The sequence below is a fragment of the Pedobacter aquatilis genome, assembly GCF_032678425.1.
Lineage (GTDB): Bacteria > Bacteroidota > Bacteroidia > Sphingobacteriales > Sphingobacteriaceae > Pedobacter > Pedobacter aquatilis_B.
In genome coordinates, this window is sequence record NZ_JAVTSG010000002.1 from 208,523 (window position 1) to 228,202 (window position 19,680).

16 protein-coding genes are annotated in these 19,680 nt (G+C 36.8%); 3 read left to right on the plus strand and 13 right to left on the minus strand.

Translation table 11 applies throughout. The annotated features are described in order from the left end of the window. Positions 1-3: 3 nt before the first annotated feature. Complete coding sequence (locus tag R2Q16_RS06865; protein ID WP_316736031.1) at positions 4-873, minus strand: DNA adenine methylase; 870 nt, start codon at positions 871-873, stop codon at positions 4-6. 144 nt (positions 874-1,017) lie between these two features. On the opposite strand from R2Q16_RS06865, the gene R2Q16_RS06870 reads away from it, so the two are divergent. Continuing rightward, positions 1,018-2,160 carry a serine hydrolase gene (locus R2Q16_RS06870; protein ID WP_316736032.1) on the plus strand — a complete coding sequence of 381 codons (1,143 nt, stop codon included), beginning with the start codon at positions 1,018-1,020 and terminating at the stop codon, positions 2,158-2,160. A gap of 334 nt (positions 2,161-2,494) precedes the next feature. Here R2Q16_RS06870 and R2Q16_RS06875 read toward each other — a convergent pair whose 3' ends face one another. The 4 genes from R2Q16_RS06875 to R2Q16_RS06890 form a co-directional block, all read right to left on the minus strand. After that, complete coding sequence (locus tag R2Q16_RS06875; RefSeq protein ID WP_316736033.1) at positions 2,495-3,760, minus strand: Hsp70 family protein; 1,266 nt, start codon at positions 3,758-3,760, stop codon at positions 2,495-2,497. Positions 3,761-3,923: 163 nt separating this feature from the next. After that, on the minus strand, positions 3,924-5,165 hold the full coding sequence (locus R2Q16_RS06880; protein WP_316736035.1) for a PQQ-dependent sugar dehydrogenase: 1,242 nt from the start codon (positions 5,163-5,165) through the stop codon (positions 3,924-3,926). Between the two features lie 91 nt (positions 5,166-5,256). Then, positions 5,257-7,797, minus strand: a complete 2,541-nt coding sequence (locus R2Q16_RS06885) for an ABC transporter permease (protein WP_316736037.1) — start codon at positions 7,795-7,797, stop codon at positions 5,257-5,259. Next, complete coding sequence (locus R2Q16_RS06890) at positions 7,790-8,521, minus strand: ABC transporter ATP-binding protein (RefSeq protein WP_316736038.1); 732 nt, start codon at positions 8,519-8,521, stop codon at positions 7,790-7,792. The genes R2Q16_RS06885 and R2Q16_RS06890 overlap by 8 nt, the downstream gene beginning before the upstream one ends. A 79-nt stretch (positions 8,522-8,600) precedes the next feature. On the opposite strand from R2Q16_RS06890, the gene R2Q16_RS06895 reads away from it, so the two are divergent. Beyond that, entirely contained in the window at positions 8,601-9,263 is a 663-nt protein-coding gene (locus tag R2Q16_RS06895) for an arylesterase (RefSeq protein ID WP_316736039.1), read from the plus strand. A gap of 112 nt (positions 9,264-9,375) precedes the next feature. Next, positions 9,376-10,578, plus strand: a complete 1,203-nt coding sequence (locus R2Q16_RS06900) for a GAF domain-containing sensor histidine kinase (protein WP_316736040.1) — start codon at positions 9,376-9,378, stop codon at positions 10,576-10,578. A gap of 3 nt (positions 10,579-10,581) precedes the next feature. Here the strand turns inward: R2Q16_RS06900 and R2Q16_RS06905 are convergent, their stop codons facing one another. The 8 genes from R2Q16_RS06905 to xrtY form a co-directional block, all read right to left on the minus strand. Further along, positions 10,582-11,871 (minus strand): gluconate:H+ symporter, encoded by a 1,290-nt coding sequence (locus tag R2Q16_RS06905; RefSeq protein WP_316736042.1) that lies wholly within the window; start codon positions 11,869-11,871, stop codon positions 10,582-10,584. A 10-nt stretch (positions 11,872-11,881) separates the two neighbouring features. Beyond that, entirely contained in the window at positions 11,882-13,360 is a 1,479-nt protein-coding gene (locus tag R2Q16_RS06910; protein ID WP_316736043.1) for a gluconokinase, read from the minus strand. 86 nt (positions 13,361-13,446) lie between these two features. After that, positions 13,447-14,472, minus strand: a complete 1,026-nt coding sequence (locus R2Q16_RS06915) for a LacI family DNA-binding transcriptional regulator (RefSeq protein WP_316736044.1) — start codon at positions 14,470-14,472, stop codon at positions 13,447-13,449. A 145-nt stretch (positions 14,473-14,617) separates the two neighbouring features. Next, positions 14,618-15,067 (minus strand): DoxX family protein, encoded by a 450-nt coding sequence (locus R2Q16_RS06920; protein ID WP_316736045.1) that lies wholly within the window; start codon positions 15,065-15,067, stop codon positions 14,618-14,620. A gap of 72 nt (positions 15,068-15,139) precedes the next feature. After that, entirely contained in the window at positions 15,140-15,751 is a 612-nt protein-coding gene (locus tag R2Q16_RS06925) for a Crp/Fnr family transcriptional regulator (protein ID WP_316736046.1), read from the minus strand. Positions 15,752-15,920: 169 nt separating this feature from the next. After that, entirely contained in the window at positions 15,921-17,027 is a 1,107-nt protein-coding gene (locus tag R2Q16_RS06930) for a helix-turn-helix domain-containing protein (RefSeq protein WP_316736047.1), read from the minus strand. A 280-nt stretch (positions 17,028-17,307) separates the two neighbouring features. Continuing rightward, positions 17,308-19,035 carry a carbamoyltransferase gene (locus R2Q16_RS06935; protein ID WP_316736048.1) on the minus strand — a complete coding sequence of 576 codons (1,728 nt, stop codon included), beginning with the start codon at positions 19,033-19,035 and terminating at the stop codon, positions 17,308-17,310. 27 nt (positions 19,036-19,062) lie between these two features. After that, a complete protein-coding gene (xrtY, locus tag R2Q16_RS06940) occupies positions 19,063-19,671 on the minus strand; it encodes an exosortase Y (RefSeq protein ID WP_316736049.1) in 609 nt (202 codons plus the stop codon). Between the last annotated feature and the right edge of the window lie 9 nt (positions 19,672-19,680).

Consider the following 19,680-nt stretch of genomic DNA (forward strand, 5'->3'; position numbering starts at 1 on the left):
CTGCTAATAATTCATAATTAAAACCTCATTTATTTCGCCGCGTTTTGCTGCGTTAGAATTAATCATTCTTTTAGCTTTTACCCGAACAATTGTATTTGAAGGTTTATCGTAAAGCTGATCGAAAAAATCATCGTCTGGATTGATATTTTTCGGGTCAGAATTACTCAGCAACCAATACTTGTTTTGCGATGTTAATTTTTCAGTAAAAACAGCGAGCCTTCTTTGTTCAGTATCATCGAAACTTCCGGTTGCATATGCGTTAAAAGATGCAGTCTGACTAATCGGTTTATACGGTGGGTCGAAATAAAAAAATGCATTTTCTCCAGCGAAATTTAGTGTGTTTTCGTAGTCTCCATTAAATATTGTAACCTTTTGCAATAATTCGCTAATGGCTAAAATATTTTCTGCATCGCATATTTTTGGTTTAACATACTTCCCGAAAGGGACATTAAATTCATTTTTTTTATTAACCCGATATAGCCCATTAAAGCAGGTTCTATTTAAAAAAATAAATAAAGCTGCACCAACAATTTCAGTTTCTGATTTTGAATTAAATAAAGTTCTCTGATTTAAAAAGTAAGTTTTTTTATCTTCTTCGCTTCTCAAAGCGTAGTATTCGTTTTGGATGGACGCTAAATTTTCAATCAATTCTTTTGGAGCAGTTTTGATGCTTCGATAAACGCTAATTAAATCTGAATTTACATCATTAATAATAGCGTGCTTTATTTCAAAATTCTGGATAAACCAGAAAAATACCGCACCACTTCCGATAAATGGTTCAACATAGTTCAAATCCTGTAAAGTTTTTATATTTTCGGGTAAGTAGCTTTCAATAGCAGGAATTAATTGTGTTTTTCCTCCTGCCCATTTCAAAAATGGTTTGGCTATAAGTGATTTTGTATGGCTTGGCAATGGTATAAAAAGCTGCTGAATTAATATGCAAGTTATAAAAATAGATTGATCTGTAATTCAAAACATAATTAGTTTATTACAATTAAATTCAACCCCCTGTTAATAATGAAAACGAAGTTACATTCCATTTGCTTATTTGTGTTTTGCTTGTTTGCAGCTACACAGACATTTAGTCAGAACGTAAAATTCGAAACTGAATTTAAAGAAATAATGCAACGCTATAAAAATGTTGGGGTTTCGATAGCCGTAATTAAGAATAATAATGTGGTTTTCAGTAAAGTTTATGGTTTAAAAAATATCGAGCGAAATGAAGCTTTAAACGAACAAAATTTATTCCGCATCGCTTCCATATCAAAATCATTTTCCGCAACCTCAATTATGCAACTGGTGGAAGCCGGAAAAGTAAAATTATCTGATGATTTTGGAGATTTGATGGGCTTTAGAATCAGAAACCCAAAGTTTCCTGATAAAGTGATTACGCTTAAAATGGTGATGTCTCACACCTCGGGCATAAATGATAGTCAGGGATATTTAAGTTTAAACGTGATTAATCCGGATAAAAACCCAGATTGGGCTAAATGCTACAGCGATAACGAACCCGGTAGCACTTACGATTATTGCAACCTGAATTATAATATGGTTGGAACATTGATTGAAAAATTATCTGGAGAACGTTTCGACCAATACGTGAAAAAGCACATTTTAAATCCACTAAAATTATATGGCGGCTATTGTGTAGATTCTTTAGATAATTCGCGGTTTGCAAGCTTGTATGAATATAATGCTAAAACTAACGAGTTTACTGAGGCAACTCAGGCTTATGCGCCACGGCGAGAAGAAATTAGCAAATATGTTATGGGCTATTCGACACCAATTTTTTCGCCAACCGGCGGAATGAAAATTTCGGCAGTTGATTTGGCAAAATATATGACGATGCACATGAATTTGGGTACTTCCGCAGGCGTAAAAATTATTTCGAAAAAGAGTGCAAAATTAATGCAGACAAAAGTTTCTGAGCCTGAGCAATATGGTTTGGCATTACTTAAAACGAGCAAACTTATACCTGGAATTGAACTAACCGGGCATACAGGTTCTGCGTACGGTTTATACAGCACTATGTTTTTCTCTAAAAAGGAAAACTTCGGAATAGTAATTATAACAAATGGTTGCAACCCAACTTATACTGATGGTTTTCCAGATTTTAGCAGGGCTGCGATAAATTGTGTGTATAATAATTTGGCGAAATAGCTAAATTTTAAAAGGTATCTTTTTTCGGCGCTCGTCATTGCGAGGTACGAAGCAATCTTACTACATTGGTTATAGCTATCGCATCAGAATTGCTCAAAGGTTTTATTCACCAACCTTAATTCCTAAACCCGACATAAACGAACACGAATCCCGATTCTTCATCGGGAGAAGTAAAGTGCCTGCCTACCGCAGGCAGGTTTGGCGGGACTGAAAGCCGCCATTAAAACACAGCTTTCATTTCCAAGTTATAAACGTAATATTTAAAAGAGATTCTGAAATAAATTCAGAATGGCGATAGCGGAATACATAACGCAATGACGAAAGCAGCTTTGACCTAATTAAAAAGGTAACCACTATAAGCCAAACCTTTTGCCACACTTTTAAAATTATCGCCAGAATTTAGGCTAATATGCGGAAAACGGGTTTTAAATAGGTTTTGTACCGCCGGAACTAACGAAGTTCCGCCTGTTAAAAACAAACTATTTATATCGCTTGGATTAATGTTGTTCTTCTCCAGAAACTCATTTAAATAGTTATTGATTCGGTTAAGGTCTTTATCAATAATTGCGTTGTAATCTGATGAACTAATGCTGTCATCGATAGAAATACCCATGTTTTTATATTTGAAATTACTTTCATTTCTTGAAGAAAGTTCAATTTTTGTCCGCTCGATGGATTGGAAAACTGAATACCCTAAATTGTTATCCACCAAGGTAATCAGGTTTTTAAATTTTGGGTCATTCCCCGAATAGTAATAATAGTTTTCGATATCCTTTTTGATTCTCAAACCATTAAAAAAGTTCATTTTATCCCATGTACAAATATTTGCAAAAAGCGATTTAGGAACCATTAACCTCTTACCCGGACTGGCCTCGTATTCGGTGTTTTTACCAAAATGTGGCGTGCCTTGTTCCCACATAAAGGCCGAATCAAAACTGTCGCCACCAATGTAAATACCACCAGTCGCCATCATATCGTTCTTTCTGTCAAGGCTTCCAACTTTAGCAGGATCTAAAACCAGATAAGTGAAATCGGTTGTACCGCCACCAATATCAGCCACCAACACATTTTCTTTCTGCTGAATTGTTTTTTCATAAGCAAAGGCAGCACCGATGGGTTCAAATTGAAACCTTAACTCGTTGAAACCAGCTTTTTCAGCAGCTTTGTTTAAACGGCTTTGGGCAAGTGTATCTTTCTGACTGCTGTCGTCATCAAAAAATACCGGGCGACCGATAACTGCTTTTTTACAATCTATACCGGTTATTTTATCTGCTCTTGATTTCAACTCTGTTAAAATAATGGCCACTAAATCTGAAGCATTATATCTTTTATTTTGGATGAGCGTTTCGGTAAAACTACTTCTGGATAAAATCTGTTTTATGGATTTGATGAAACGACCTTTCATACCATCTTCAAGATAGGTTTCTATCGCTTTTTCACCGACAACGTATTTCTGTTCATCAGCAAGTGAGTGGTTTTCCGGAAAATAAATCAGGGAAGGAATAATTATCGTATCAATGATTTCTGCTTTTTGCTCATCATAAATGGATAAGGCAGAATTGGTTGTTCCAAAGTCGATTCCATACAGGTATTTACTCATTTTGAAGAAGATTTATTTTTAACAGATTTTCGGCGGGGTTGCGAAAGTATGAAAAATTGGTCGATTCTCCAATGGGGGAAAAATTAATTTTCGACAAATTTAAACAGCAAAAAAACAGCCACCTGATTTAGGTAGCTGTAGATGTTTTTCTAAAGCGGAAATGTTATTGCTTATCAATTTTATATAACCTTCCAGCATCTGTAACGGCATACAAGGCATTGTCTGTTCCTTGGGTAATGTCTCTAAATCGCTGACCTTCGCCACTTAATAACCGTTCTTCACTAATTACTTTATTATTCTCAATAGCTAACCTAACAATGTGAGTGCCGCTTAATGAGCCAATAAACAGGTTGTTTTGCCATTCCGGTACACGATTTCCTTTATAAAAAGTCATACCGCTTGGCGATATTACCGGGTCCCAATAATAAGCAGGTTGTTCTAATCCATTTTGTTGTTGTATAGACGAGCCTATTGCCGCCCCGCCATATTCAATGCCATAAGTTATGGTTGGCCAACCGTAATTACTTCCTGCTTGTATTCTATTAAGTTCATCACCGCCACGAGGGCCATGTTCGCTTTGCCATAAATCGCCGGTTGTTGGGTGTATTGCCAATCCTTGAGGATTTCTGTGGCCCATGCTATAAAGTTCTGGTAAAGCTCCAGCGCCGCTAAATGTTGGGTTTCCTGCTGCCGCTGCTCCGCTTGTGGTGATTCTAACAATTTTACCTAATGCTGCAGAAACAGATTGAGCAAGCGGCCTTGTCGCTAAATCTGATCTTTCTCCCGTACTTACAAATAAATTTCCGGTACGGTCAAATAGGATTCTTCCGCCGTAGTGTAATGTGCCATTGTACACGGGGTTTGCCCTATATATAATTGTTGCGTTTTCAATGGTACGTTCGTTATCAGCAAGGCGTCCTTTTGCCACCGCAGTCTGTGTCCCTCCGGTAGAATTAAGAGAGAAAACCCAGTAAACCATACGGTTTGTGCTAAACTGCGGGTCGATACACAAACCCAATAAACCACCTTGCCCAGAAGAATTTACAGACGGAAGGCCTGTAATTGCAGCGCTCAAAGTTCCGGTGGCAGTTGCAATGCGCATTGTTCCGGTTTTTTCTGTTATCAACAGTCTTCCATCTGGTAGTGTGGTTATGCCCCAAGGTGATGAAAGTCCTGAAGCAATTGCTGTACCTTGAAAAGGAGTAGTTGTAGCTACTTTGCCAACTCGTGTTTGACCAGTAAATGCAGGTTTATAGTTTGTATTTGGTGCAGCGGTTTCTACTCCAGGCCCGGTTGCAGGTTCTGGTCCGGGCTCTTCAGTACCACCATCGCTTACTTTAGAGCAAGAAGTGAATACGAGCATTGAACCCGCTAGTAATAAGCAATAAAGTTTTAATTTCATCATGTTTTTTAGTTTTAGGTTTAACATAATAGATGGTAATACTTTAACACTCATGTTGTTAAAAGGTTTCTAAGTCTGTACTAATTTTATTGCCTTAACTGGCTTCGTTTCTTAAAATTTGCAGCGGGGGCTTGTTTAATATGCTTCTACTGCTCAAATAACCAGTAACTACCACTAAAACTATAACGCTTGTAAATAATATTATTGTTGGCAAGAATGGCGGGATAAAATTCGAATCAAAACTAAATTTTGCCAATCCCCAACTGCCGGCCAATGCTAATATTAAGCCTGCTGATGCAGCAAGTAAGCCCAAAAAGAAGTATTCGATTACATTAATGGCCAATATTTGCTTTCTGCTGGCGCCCATGGTTCTTAGCAAAATACTTTCTTTAATTCTTTGGTTCTTACTTGTAAGCACAGCTGATACTAAAACTATCCAACCGGTTATCATACTGAAACCCGCCATAAACTGAATAACAAAACCAATTTTACTTAATATTTCATCTAAAAGTTTTAATACCAAACCTAAATCTATAACTGAAATGTTTGGAAACTTCCGAACCACATTGCCCTGAAAAGCGGCAGAGGTCTCACTGTTCGGAATCCGTGTCATTAACACATGGAATTGAGGCGCTTGCTCTAAAACTCCCGCCGGAAAAACAACTCTGAAATTTGTTTGTAGTCTGGTCCAGTTTACTTCTCTTAAACTTCCAACTACGGTAGGTAGCAACATGCCCTGAACGTTAAAGGTAATTTTATCATTAACCTTAACTTTAATGCTGCGGGCAAAATTCTGGTCTAAAGAGATATAAATTATGTCATTTGGGTTGTTAACCTTCGGCACCCATTTACCATCTATAATTTTTTCGGCAGCCGTTAATGTATCCTGATAAGTTGCCCGAAGTTCATTTCTAAATGCTCTGTTATTTGTGCTGTCTTGTCCAGCTTTCTTTCCATTTATTTCCTCAATGCGCATGGTAATCACCGGAACCTGATTCATCAATGGCAATTTATAAGATTTGGTTAAATCGGTAACGGCTTGCTTTTGCGAAGTCTGGATATCAAACAAAACCATATTGGGTTGATTTGTTCCAGAAGATAAGGTTACCCGATTGATTAATATTCCCTGAACAAAATATAGTGTACAAATAAATGCCGTTGATAGTCCGATAGATACCGTTAGCATTAAGGTTTGATTGTTCGGGCGATACAAATTAGCAAAGCCTTGTCGCCATAAATAACTTAATGATGATGGAATTAGCTTTTTGACGAGGTACATTAAAGCGCTTGAAAGTGCCATCAGCAACAAGAACGCAATTAAAATCCCAACGGTAAAAACTAAAGTTTGCAGCCAGCTTTTCATCTGCAAATAGGTAAAGCCTGCAACAAAGCCTATCATTAACAAATAAACAATGGCTTTTAAATAATCTCTTTTCTTAGATGAATTACCTTCAAAGGTTGCCCGGATTGCATTTAGCGGAGAAATTCTTCTAACCGAAAGGAGCGATGGTAGCGCAAATAAAACAGAAATGACCAAGCCAAGCAATAAACCCTGCCCAATTGCCGACCATGAAATTTGCATGGTTATTTCAACCGGGAGAAAATCTTTTAGTACAATTGGTAGCAGAAATTGTATCATCGTGCCCAATAACGAGCCAATTACAGCTGCAATAATTCCGATGAAGGAAACTTGTATGAGGTAAATATAAAAGGCATCCCAAGCTTTTAAACCCATACAACGAAGCGTTGCAATAGCAGAAAGTTTTTCCTGTATGTAAACGTGTATTGCACTGCCCACGCCTACACAACCAAGCAATAAGGCAATAAATCCGGTTAGTGCCAAAAAACGATTCAAATCTCTGAAAGATCGTCCGGTTTGTTCTTTTCTTTCGGCAACGGTATCAATGTCTAAACCTTCTTTTTCAGCTTTAGGTTGAAGACTTTTAACAACCTCGTTTAGTTGTTCATCACTATTAAATTTATAATAAAACTTGTAATTTATTCTGCTTCCTGTTTTTACCAACCCGGTTTTATCCAGATATTTTAAAGGGATATACACAATTGGTGCAACGCTGGCCGCAATTCCGGTTTGTCCCGGTGCTTTGTCCAAAGTTCCGGCAATTTTAAATTTTAAATCGCCAACAATAATCGAATCTCCGGTTTTTGCACCAAACTGAAGCATTAATGTTTTATCAACTAAAGCATCACGACTATTAAAAAAACTTTTGGCTGCGCTTGATGGAGTAGTTTCTATATTGCCGTAAAACGGATAATTTCCTTGCAAGGCTTTCATTTGCACCAATCGGCTTCCGCCACCTTTTAGAAAATAAACCATAGATGCGAATGTGCTTTCAGTAGCCCTGTCATCACCCATGGTTTTAAGTTTGGCTCCTGTTTGCTTATTTATCGCCCTGCGACTTTCGATAATTAAATCGGCTCCTGTAAGTTCTTTTGCCTGCCTGTCTAAATCGTTTTGTAAATTATCCTTAAAAGAATAAACGGCAACAAGTGCAGCGATTCCTAAAACTATCGATGATACAAAAAGGAGTAAGCGTGAACGGTTTTGGCGACTATCTCGCCAAGCCATTTTAAAAATCCACGAAAGCGGAACGGTTTGTCTGGTTTGATTATGCATAACTTGGATTTTCGTCAGCGATGATTAATCCACCTTTCATTTTTACAATTCTGCTTGTTCTTGATGCTAAATCTAAATCGTGTGTTACAATAACCAAGGTTGTACCTGCATCGGTATTTAAATCGAAAAGCAATTTTATAATTTTTTCACTCGTTTCGGCATCAAGATTTCCGGTTGGTTCATCAGCAAACAAAATAGCAGGCTTATTCGAGAATGCCCTCGCTAACGAAACCCTTTGCTGTTCGCCACCAGAAAGTTGTATTGGATAATGATGCGCCCTTTCTGCCAGTCCAACTTTATCTAAAAGTTCCATGGCTTGCGGTTTGATGTTTTTTATCCCCCTTAATTCTAAAGGAACCATCACATTTTCTAAAGCTGTTAGCGTTGGCAGTAACTGAAAATTTTGAAAGATGAATCCCACATGTTGGTTACGTACCGATGCCCTTTCATCTTCAGATAGCTTATCTAATAAAATGCCGGCAAGTTCTACACTGCCTTCAGTTGCCCGGTCTAAACCTGCACAAAGACCTAATAAGGTGGTTTTTCCGCTTGCGGATGGACCAGTTATGGCTACAGTAGAACCCTTTTGTATGCTTAGGTTAATGTTGTGTAAAACGGTAAGTTCGTGGCCTGCACTCTGATAAATTTTGCTTACATTTCGGATGTTCAGAATATTTTCCAATGGCTGAATAATTAAGTATGAAGACGGATACGCAGGAAACATAATGTGCGTTTATCCTGTTAAAGATATTGTTTTTTGATAATTAGAGGTTGAAATTATAGATATGTTACGAAAACGCATAATGAGTTTAATTGTTTTTGCAGGAATGTTTGCCGCCTGTTCAAACAGCAATAATTCAGATAAAATAGTGGATAAAGATTCGGTTAAGAATGGTAAGGCTGCGGTAGATGCTCCAATCAAAACCATTTTGTTCTTCGGAACAAGTTTAACAGCAGGATTAGGCTTAGACCCAACTGAAGCTTACCCGGCCATTATTCAGCAAAAAATCGATGCAGAAAAACTGCCCTACAAAGTAATTAATGGTGGTTTAAGTGGCGAAACTTCAGCTGCTGGTAAAAGCCGTATCGATTGGCTGCTTAAACAAAAAATTGATGTTCTTGTGCTCGAATTAGGCGCTAACGATGGTTTACGAGGATTGCCAGTTGCAGAAACGGCTAAAAACCTGCAAGCCATTATCGATAAGGTTAAAGCAAAATATCCTGATGTAAAAATTGTAATTGCAGGTATGCAAATGCCGCCGAGTATGGGTGCAAAATACACGGAGGATTTTAAAAATATATATCCGGCGATTGCCGAAAAAAATAATGCAGCACTAATTCCATTTTTGTTAGATAAAGTTGGTGGTGTGGCAAAACTTAACCAGGCCGATGGAATTCACCCAACAGCAGAAGGTGATAAGATTTTGGCTGAAAACGTATGGGTGGTTTTAAAGTCTGAACTATAATACAAGCCCGCTAAAAATTGTACAAAAAAATGTTAATTTTTATGGATAAATATTTTTGAATAATAAGTTAATGTTATAAATTGGCGTACGCTCGGTACTTTTAATATTATACATGACTCCCGTTACAGAACACATCCGCCCGATCCCCGAGAATGAAGTTGATAGGTTAGCTGATTTAATAGAATTTGACCCTGATTATACTGACCTCCAGAACGATTTTAAGCATTTAACTGCCCTTGCAGCTAAAATTGCTGGTACAGAAATATCTTTAGTAAACTTAATAGATTCCTTTACGCAATGGTCGATATCGCATTATGGAATTGATATAGAACAAATGCCGAGGGAGGAATCCATTTGCCAATATACCATTATGGAAGATGGCCATTTTGAGGTTAATGATTTAACACAGGATGACCGCCTTAAAAATTTCTTTTATGTAGGAAATCCCCTAAACCTAAGGTATTATTTTGGTGTACCACTTACTACGCCAAATGGTTACAATATTGGTGCATTATGTGTTTTAGATACCAAAACTAAAAAGCTTAATGAAGAGAAGATCGAACTGCTCAAGCTTATTGCGAATGAAGTAGTTGATAAATTGATTAACCTGCAAATTCTGCACAGTATAAAAACAGAATTAGACGAATATAAAAACGATCAGCGTAAAACAGCTCATGATATTAGAGGGCCTTTATCGGGTATTACAGGTATTGTAGACATCATTCGTAAAAAAATGAATAAGGCAAAGCCTGAAGATATTCTCGATTACATCGAAATGATTGATAAGACAACAAAAGCTGTTCTATCGCTTTCAGAGGAAATCCTGAACCGGGAGAAATTCCCTAAAGACAATGACTTTGATTTAATCGTTTTTAAGGATAAGTTGGAAAAACTGTATCTGCCGCAGGCAAAGGCAAAAAATATCTTTTTCAAGGTTACCATAGGCAATCAAAACACTAAAGTTTTATTTGCCAAAAGTAAAATGTTGCAAATTGCAGGAAACCTGATATCTAATGCGATTAAGTTTAGTTCTGATTACGGAACCGTTACGGTTAAACTTGAAATGGAGATTAAAGACAACTCAAAAACCCTAAAACTGAATGTTTCTGACAATGGGAATGGTTTAAACGAAGCTGCAGTACAGAAAATACTGAATGGAAATTTAGAAACCACACCTGGAACTAAAGGCGAGCGTGGTTATGGTCTAGGCCTTCCTATGGTTGTAGAAAATATTAGAAGTTTAAATGGCGATATTCAAATCGAATCGCAGGAAGGTTGGGGTACCAATTTTGAAGTTACCATTCCTTTGGTGTAAAAATTAAACGAAATTATTAATCAGCAAAACGCCTACTAAACCAAGTACAGAAACAATGGTTTCCATCATGGTCCAGGTTTTAAACGTTTGCTTTAAATTTAGGTTGAAGTATTCTTTAAACATCCAGAATCCGGTATCGTTTACATGAGAAAACATTAAACTGCCTGCACCAACGGCTAAAACCATAAGTTCGGGAGAGGCACCTGTACCGATTAATGGGAGTACAATTCCTGATGCAGTTAGGGCGGCAACTGTTGCTGAACCCAATGTAACCCTTAAAGCAGCGGTGATTAGCCAGGCTAAAAATAATGGCGATAAACTTAAACCCATCGTAAGTAATTTAACGGTTTCACCAACACCGCTATCAACCAGAATTTGTTTAAAAGCACCGCCTGCCGCAATAATCAGAATAATCATGGCAATACTTTTTACACCCTCAATACATGATTCCATAGCTTTGGCAATTGGGTTATTTTGAACCATAACCGTTATCAAAACTGCAACAAGCAATGCGGCAGTTGGGTCGGCAAGGAAGAAAAATATCGGTTTTAACAAATAAGGTTGCGAAATAGCCGTTCCAATTGTACCGGCAACGATTAAAAAAACAGGGAGCAGAGCCGTAAAAAAGCTTTTTCCTCCCGAAGGTAAACTTTCATCTTCAGCAATGGTAAACTGCATTGAATCGCTACCAACAGGTTTTTTAATAATTAAACGAGGGAAATAAACCCCTGCAATTATTGCAATCGGTATGCTTAACATCAAACCATAAATTAAGGTTTTGCCAACATCAGCCTTAAAAATTGCAGCTAGTGATACCGGACCTGGATGAGGCGGTAAAAAGCCATGCGTTACTGAAAGAGCCGCCGCCATTGGAATACCGATATAAAGTTTTGGTAAACCTGTTGCACTTGCAATCGCAAAAACAAGCGGTATCAACACCACAAAACCCGCATTGTAAAAAAGTGGAATCCCGACAAGCAAGCCTGTAATTAATACCGCCCATTGAATATTTTTTTGTCCGAAGGCTTTAATTAAAATAAAAACAATTTTACGGGCAGCACCACTATCTTCAATTAATTTGCCCATCATGGCGCCCAAAGCGAGTACCATAACCATTCCACCAAGTGTACTGCCAATCCCATTGCTCACCGCACTCATCACTTTAGCAGCTGGCATCCCTAAAAACAAACCCGTTATTATAGCTACTAATAAAAGCGCTATCATTGGGTTTAGTTTTTTAATTATCAGGATAAAAAGCAGCAGTATACCAAGAAGAACAATGAGTAGAGACATAATTATGGATTTATGGTTGGTTGATTTCCTGCATACATTCTTTCAAATTAATATATGCTTTTTTGTATATGGTAAATCTTTGTTTATAGAAAATATGGTTCGCAGGGTTCGGTTTAACCATATTAAATGTTTCATTCTTGCCTAATGGATAGGATTCCACAAGACCAATAGCTTTAGCAGCAAGGTAAGCAGCACCAACTGCTGAGGCATCTTCTTCAGTAATCAGCAAAATCTCTTTACCAGTCACATCAGCTAAAATTTGCATCCAAACTTTTGAGTGTACAAAACCACCACTGGCATGAATGCTTTTAATATTTGCACCACCAATTTCCATTTCGGCGAGTACATCATATAAAGAAAAACAAATACCTTCTATAAGTGCTCTTGCCAAATGCTTTTGCTCATGCTGGTTACTTAAACCTATAAATGTTCCAGATGCTTTACTGTTCCAGATTGGCGCTCGCTCTCCGGTTAAATAAGGAAGGAAAATTAAGCCATTGCTACCAATGTTAGTGGTTTCAATTTGCTTAAATAGGTTTGTATAATCATCGCTTGTTAATTCATTTTTTCCGAATACATTTTTCATCAGCCACTGCAAGGCCAAACCGCCATTATTAATAGGCCCTCCACAGATAAAGGTTTTATCATCCAAGATGTAGTTGAACGTCATGGCCTTTTTATTCACAATCGGCTTGGCACTGGCAACACGTAATGCACCCGATGTACCGATGGTTAATGCTGCTGTACCTTCAAATATTGCTTCGCTACCTAAATTGGCGAGGCAGCCATCGCTTGCGCCAATTACAAAACTTGTTTGTTTAAGTAGGGATTGATGTTTTGGCAACAGTTTGATGTTGCTATAGGAAGTAGAAACTGGTTTTGATAAATTGGAGTGACTGAGGTTGCACAATGCTAAAGCCTGCTCATTCCATTTTAAGCTGTTGATGTCGAATAATCCGGTGCAGGAAGCGATGGAATAATCGATAATATATTCGCCAAAAAGTTTAAACCAGATGTATTCTTTTATGGAGATGAACTTGTGGGTTTTGCTAAATAATACCGGCTCGTTTTCTTTCAACCAAAATATTTTGCACAATGGCGACATTGGATGTATTGGCGTTCCGGTTAATGCATAAAGTTGTAAGCCTTCATCACCATTGAGCAATTTATCGGCAATTTCTGCGCTGCGGTTATCTGCCCAGGTTTGCATAGGCGCTAAAGGTAAACCCACTGAATCAACCATAATTAGGCTATGCATTGCACTACTTAAACCTATCGAAATGGGTTCTGCTTTTAATTCTTCCTTTAAGTCTGATATACAATTTAAAAAAGCTTGCCAAATCATTTCAGGATCTTGCTCGCTATAACCTGTTTTTACGGATTGAGTGGGGTAGTGGTGCTGACTTGTACTAATCGGTCGAAAGTTTAGGTCTAGTGCCACCGCCTTTGTACTTCCCGTACCAATATCAATTCCTAAAATATATTTCATGGTTATGCCTACAATTAATTACACCTGTTTTCAGGTTAATAGATCTAGTTATCAGAAATTCTATTAAACTTAAATAAACAGGGCCCTTATTTTAATATTGTTTGGGATGTTGATTGCCTAACATTTAGTTTTGCTTCAATTTTGAAAATATCATGTTCAGCTGGTTTAGTTTCCCCATTTAATTTTTTTAGCAGCATTTTAACAATTTTCTCCCCCAATTGTTGAATAGGCTGTTCAATTGCAGTGATGGATGGTTTTATAAATTCAAGTAATTCAAAATCATCAAAAGAAATAACCGCCCTTGAGCTGATTAACTGCTCTTTGCCAATTCTGGATAACTTAAGTCCATCCATAGTTAAATAATTGGTCGAAAAAATAACTGAATCTAATTCTGGGTTTTGCTCTAAAAAAGTTTTGATATTTTCTGTAGCTTCTTCAGAGTTAGTGTATTTAATCTTTAGAACATTCTGTTTATTGCCAGATTGTACCATTGCAGCGCCATAACCGTTCAAACGATCTATCATTTGCTGTTGCTGTGTATCAATGGTTATAAATCCAGTGTTCTTAAAACCTTTATCTAATAAATGCTTTGCGGCGTTGTAGGTTGCCAAATGGTTATCAGTAAGGATATAATCGGCTTTTAGCTCCGGTAAATACCTGTCGAAAAGCACAACGGGCGTTTTACCATTAACAAGCTCGCCAATTTCTTCCTCCAATCCTTCTGCGGTGGCAATAATGTAACCATCAACATGTCTTTCCTTAAACATGCTTAAAATTTCATTAATTCTTTTCTTATCATTTCCGGTACTGCTGAATATGATTTTATAACCATGCGCAGAAGCAGTATGGTCAATTACGCTGGCAAGGCCAGAAAAGAATGGTTTTGAAATATCATCAACCAGAAAACCTATAATTTTTGATTTACCTGTTCTCAAACTGCGGGCAATGGAGTTGGGCTGATAGCCTAATTCGGCCACAACGCTTAATACTTTTTCAGTAATGCTGGCACTGATGTGTTTTTCTTTTGCTTTGCCATTTAAAACAAATGATACGGTGGTTGTTGAAGTACCCACACGGTTTGCGATATCTTTAATCGATATTTTTTCGTGCATTGATTTATTTATGCTTAATAAGTTATTATCAGCCAGAATATTATTGAGGCGTAAAGCAAATATATAATTAATAATTGCCCATCAGCATCAAATTGCATTTAAGCTTGCATAAATCATGAGAAATAGAGATTTTTCTGATTAAAGATTATGGTTTATTGAGGTTTGCATCGCCTTGCGTTTTATCTACAGAAAGGATTCCATTTCCCTCAATCAGAAAGCAAATAAGTGCTATCAAAACAATAAGCGATAGCCAAAATTCGCTATATGGTTTAAATATCCCATGCGATAAATTGATGAAAAATGTTGCGCCTACAAGAATTGGCAAATTTAGTAGACAAAACGTTCGGGTGTAAGTGCCTAACGTTATGGCTAAGCCACCAATAATATGCATTAAGATAATTAAATGGGCAAATAAACTAATGGAAACCGCAGCACCCAAATGCGCTCCCCGCATTAAAGCGTTAAAGGCATCAAGATTTATCCAGAAAGCGATACCTTTCCAAACCAGTACTAAACCTAAAATAATTCTGAAAACATCGATCCATGCAGGGTGGTGACTATCGCCCCAATTCTGTATTTTTTTTATTGCGCCCATAACAATTAAACTTGGTTAGTTTAATTTACGAAAAAAAACGCATTAATCTGTTTTGAGAAAAATAAATTTTATTTAACTGGCGTTAGATAGTTGCAATGATTTAGAACGGATTCTACTGAGCGTTTCTAATCGCATGCCCAAATAACTGGCCAAATAACGAAGCGGTATTCTGTTGCTGTTTAATTGTGTGTTTTCGAGTTTTAAATACCTGCCCATTGCAGATGGAATTCTAGCTAAAATGGCACGTTCTGCTGCAGCATGGTATTGCAATTCGAATAATTTTCTACTGATAAGATTCGTTTCATCCAAATGTGATAAGAAATCTATATTTTGATAAGGAATGGCAATTAACTCGCTATCCTCCAATGCCTGCACATATTCGTAAGATGGCTTAGTATTTTGTTCTGGTTTACGGATGGCGGTTATCATTTCATTATCAAAACCAAACCAGGTGCTAATGTCTTTAGGTCCTTCTTTTATAAATCCCCTAACTAAACCTTTTACCAGGAAGTAAACGGAATTATTATTTTCCATCGGAGAAAGAATAAATTTATTCTTCTTAATGTGTATATACCTACAGGTTTTCATATGGTAATGAATAAAACTTTCGGATAGGGGATGAAACTGCTCCAGGAAGTTAAAAAGCGGTTGGATAAATAAAGGATTTTCTGAATCTTTTATCATTTTGGTTCGGGATAATTTAGAGATGTATGCTTATGTAGAAAAATATCTGATTAGGATTTTTTTCTTAAACCAAAGGTATCTGCGATTATTCCAAACCAACCAAAATTAAGGCTCGATAAGCCCTAACGATTCAACGGTTAGACGAATTTATATTCCTAAAAGTGCTTGTTTAAGGTTCCTGATTAAAATAACTGCTTGGTAAAGAGCCTTTTTCCTTTTTAAAGGCATTGTAAAAAGTTGCCAGATTTTTAAAGCCCGATTCTTGTGCAATGGCTTCTATAGTCATTCTCGAACCCTTCAAAGGATAAGCTTTTAGAAAATATTCAACTCGGTAAGCATTAATCCAATCTCTGAAATTCTTTCCAATTTGCTTGTTTAAAACATAAGAACAATGGTGAACCGGAATATTAAGTTTAGTTGCCAAATCAATTATTTGTAAATCAGATTTTAAGTATAACTGTTCTTCTTCCATAGCTTTAGTGATAAGTAAAGAATAGGAGGATAGTTGTTCATCGGAAAGATTATTTCTTTTTTTATTTGGCGAAACTTGTTCTTCTATGGGCGCTGCTTCTTGAATAACAATAGGTTCGTCTGTTATGGTTGGTACCAGATAAGATTTTCCTTCCCACGTAGTGGCAACTAATAAGTAACCGTAAAAAAGCTTGGGTTTGTGTAAAGCATAGGATAAAATCAATAATAATGCAACACAGTTGAAGATGATGAATGAAGTATGATTTAAAGGAATATTTAGTGAAAGATAAATAATGGGCGATAATCCTATAATTTGAAATAAGGAAGCTACGCCAAGTATAAACAATACCCAATCTCTCCCTAAATCTTCTTGTTTGTAGGTTTTAATAATGCCAGATTTTAGCACAGCCCGCCAGCAAAGAAATAGATAAAGCAACATCAATGCAGTTCTACCCAAATTATGAAAATAACCTGGAAATAATCCGTTTCTCGCCGTTAAAGTTAAATATCCGTTTTTTGCAAGTTGGTCTGAAATTAATGACCAATCTAGTTGCGGGACGCCTGGCCATGGGATTACGTGTATAATTGCCAATAGCGCTGGCAAAAAATGAAGCCACTGAGTTTTTGTAATTCCTTTTCTATCGGTTAAAACCCCTGTAACATATAAATAAAAACAAGCTGGCGCTGCAAAATATAGCGGCGTTAATATTTGAAAAAGGACGGCTAAAATCTGTTCATGACCTGCCGTGATAACTATTGAATTTAGTATTTGCCCAAATCTGGTAAAGAAAACAATAGACAGCAAAATGTTATTCGTTCGGTTGCCCTTTTTTGCAAAAAAAAGATGTACCGAAAAAAGTAGAAGAAAAAAACAAGTAATGCTAACTAAAAAATTGAGAAAATACATAAGCGCTGCCTCCAAGATAGTGCATTAAAATGAATTAAAGCTACATTATTGATAAACTTTTAGTAAAATTTAACAAAAAACATTCTGATAAGGTGTTTACAGAATGAAACAATAATTAGGTTTTTTGTAAAATAAAAAAGCCGCAAAAGCGGCCTGTATTTTTGATTTTTAGCAATATTTATTGCCTTATAATGATGATATCTTCCATCACTAACATATCCATTTTTGTTCTTAAGAAACAATCCAATGCTTCTTCAGGCGCATTTACAATTGGCTCATTTTCGTTAAATGAGGTATTTAACAAAATCGGTGTACCTGTTTCCTTATAAAAATGACTAATTAGTTTGTGGTATTTCTGGTTATATCTGGCTGTAACCGATTGCAATCTTCCTGTTCCATCCAAATGTGTAACAGCCGGAATTTCAGCTCTCTTCTCCGCTTTTATTTTGAAAACTTTCTCCATAAACGGCACTTCATCACTTTGTTCAAAATAATCAGGAACAAATTCCTTTAAAATGGATGGCGCAAATGGTCTGAAAGATTCTCTGCGTTTGATTTTTGTATTTAACAACTCTTTCGCAGCATCATTTCTTGGGTCGGCTAAAATTGAGCGATTCCCCAAAGCCCTTGGACCAAATTCAGCCCGACCTTGAAACCAACCCACAACGCCATTATTCATTAAACAATTGGTTACAGATGCATAGAATTCTTCTTCTGCTGGTTTTAAATATGTTATTCTCCGCTCCTGCAATAGGTTTTCAATGTATTCATTAGTGTAAGTACTGCCAAAGTAACCGTGTTGCATAGCCTCCGTTCTTGGAGAGCCAAGCACTTGATTATAAATCCACAATGCAGCGCCAATTGCCGTGCCTGCATCGTGTCCGGCTGGCGGTATATAAATATTTTTAAACTTGGTAAATAATTTAATCTTGCCGTTGGCAACAGAATTTTGCGCTACACCTCCGGCAATGCAAATTGAATCGAGCTGGGTTGATTCTTGCAAATGATTTAAAACATGATACAAAACGTTTTCCGCAACCTTCTGAACACTTGCTGCAATATCTTTATGTTTTTGATGGAGTTCTTCTTCTGTCTTTCTTACCGGACCGAGCAATTCTATTAGTTTATCAGAAAATACATTTTCCATTGATGGAATGCCATTTTCCCAAACCATTTGCACCCCTTTTTTGGTATGATTGAAATAAGCTAAATCGAGTTCAAATAATCCATTCGGTTTTAAATGCACCAATTTTTGAACCTCAGCTTCATATTTTGCTTCGCCATAGGGCGCAAGTCCCATTACTTTATATTCATCTCCATAATGAGGAAAGCCAAGATATTGGGTTAAAGCTGTATAGAACAATCCAAGTGAGTGCGGATAACTAACCGAATTCAGAACATCAATCTGATTATCCTTCCCTGTAGCAGTCATGGTACTGGTAAAGTCACCAAAACCATCGATACTTAAAATGGCTGACTCATTAAATGGTGAAGCAAAAAAGGCACTGGCTAAGTGCGAACGGTGATGCTCCACATTGTGTATTTGTGCTCTTAATTCGCCAGGTTTTAAATCGAAATGATTGATAAACTCCTCCTGAATGCTTTTTGCTTTTTGAAGATTACGCAACCTATCCGCAATGTTTTTAAGGCTTAATCTGTTTTTTATTGCCATTAAAACCTTATTGCCAAAGTTTGCTTTTGGGTCTCTCGAAATGGCAATATGATCAACCATCCGGATATCGATTCCGGCTTCTTGCAAACAAAATTTAATGGCAAGCGAAGGGAAGCCCGCCCAGTGCTTTATTCGCCTGAAACGTTCTTCTTCTGATGCTGCAATAATTACCCCATCCTTATAAATGCATGCCGAAGAATCGCCATGATATGCATTTATGCCTAAAATATACACGTTGTTAATCTGTTTTATTTGATGGATTTATTTGCTGCCTGGAACAGTAGCCTTTAGTTTATTGCCTTTTGTGTTTTTTCTAATCCAGAAGAAGAGAATCACAAATATAATGATGTACACAATCACGTTAAAAATTTCATGGTGATATTCAAAGTAGTTTCTTTGGCTTTGAAAAAAACCGAACAATAATCCTAAACCGGCAATGCGCATAATGTTTAAAATGTATATTGTAATAATGCCTAAAATCAACATCTTAAACGTTTCTTTCCAACTTGCAGGAAATGATAAAACGAAAGCCGCTAAAAAACTCATTACACCTAAGCCCAGGCAAGAATAATTAATACGGAGTAAAGGACCATTAACCACCATTACATCCATTTCATTGTGTATGGCGTAAAAACCAAAAAGTTTAATTATCCAAACCGCCGGAATGATGAGTGCATTTTTTAAGCCTTGTATATAATCAAAATTTTCAGCGATGAAAGCATTATAGTATTTACCGCCCGGACTCATTACGCTGTTCATATATAAATTGCCTTGACTAAATAATATATAAAGAATGAATAACGACAGGATAAACTTAATGGCCTTTCTATCGGCTTGTTTCTTAGCTGCTTTAACTTCGATTTCGTTCATATTCGAGTA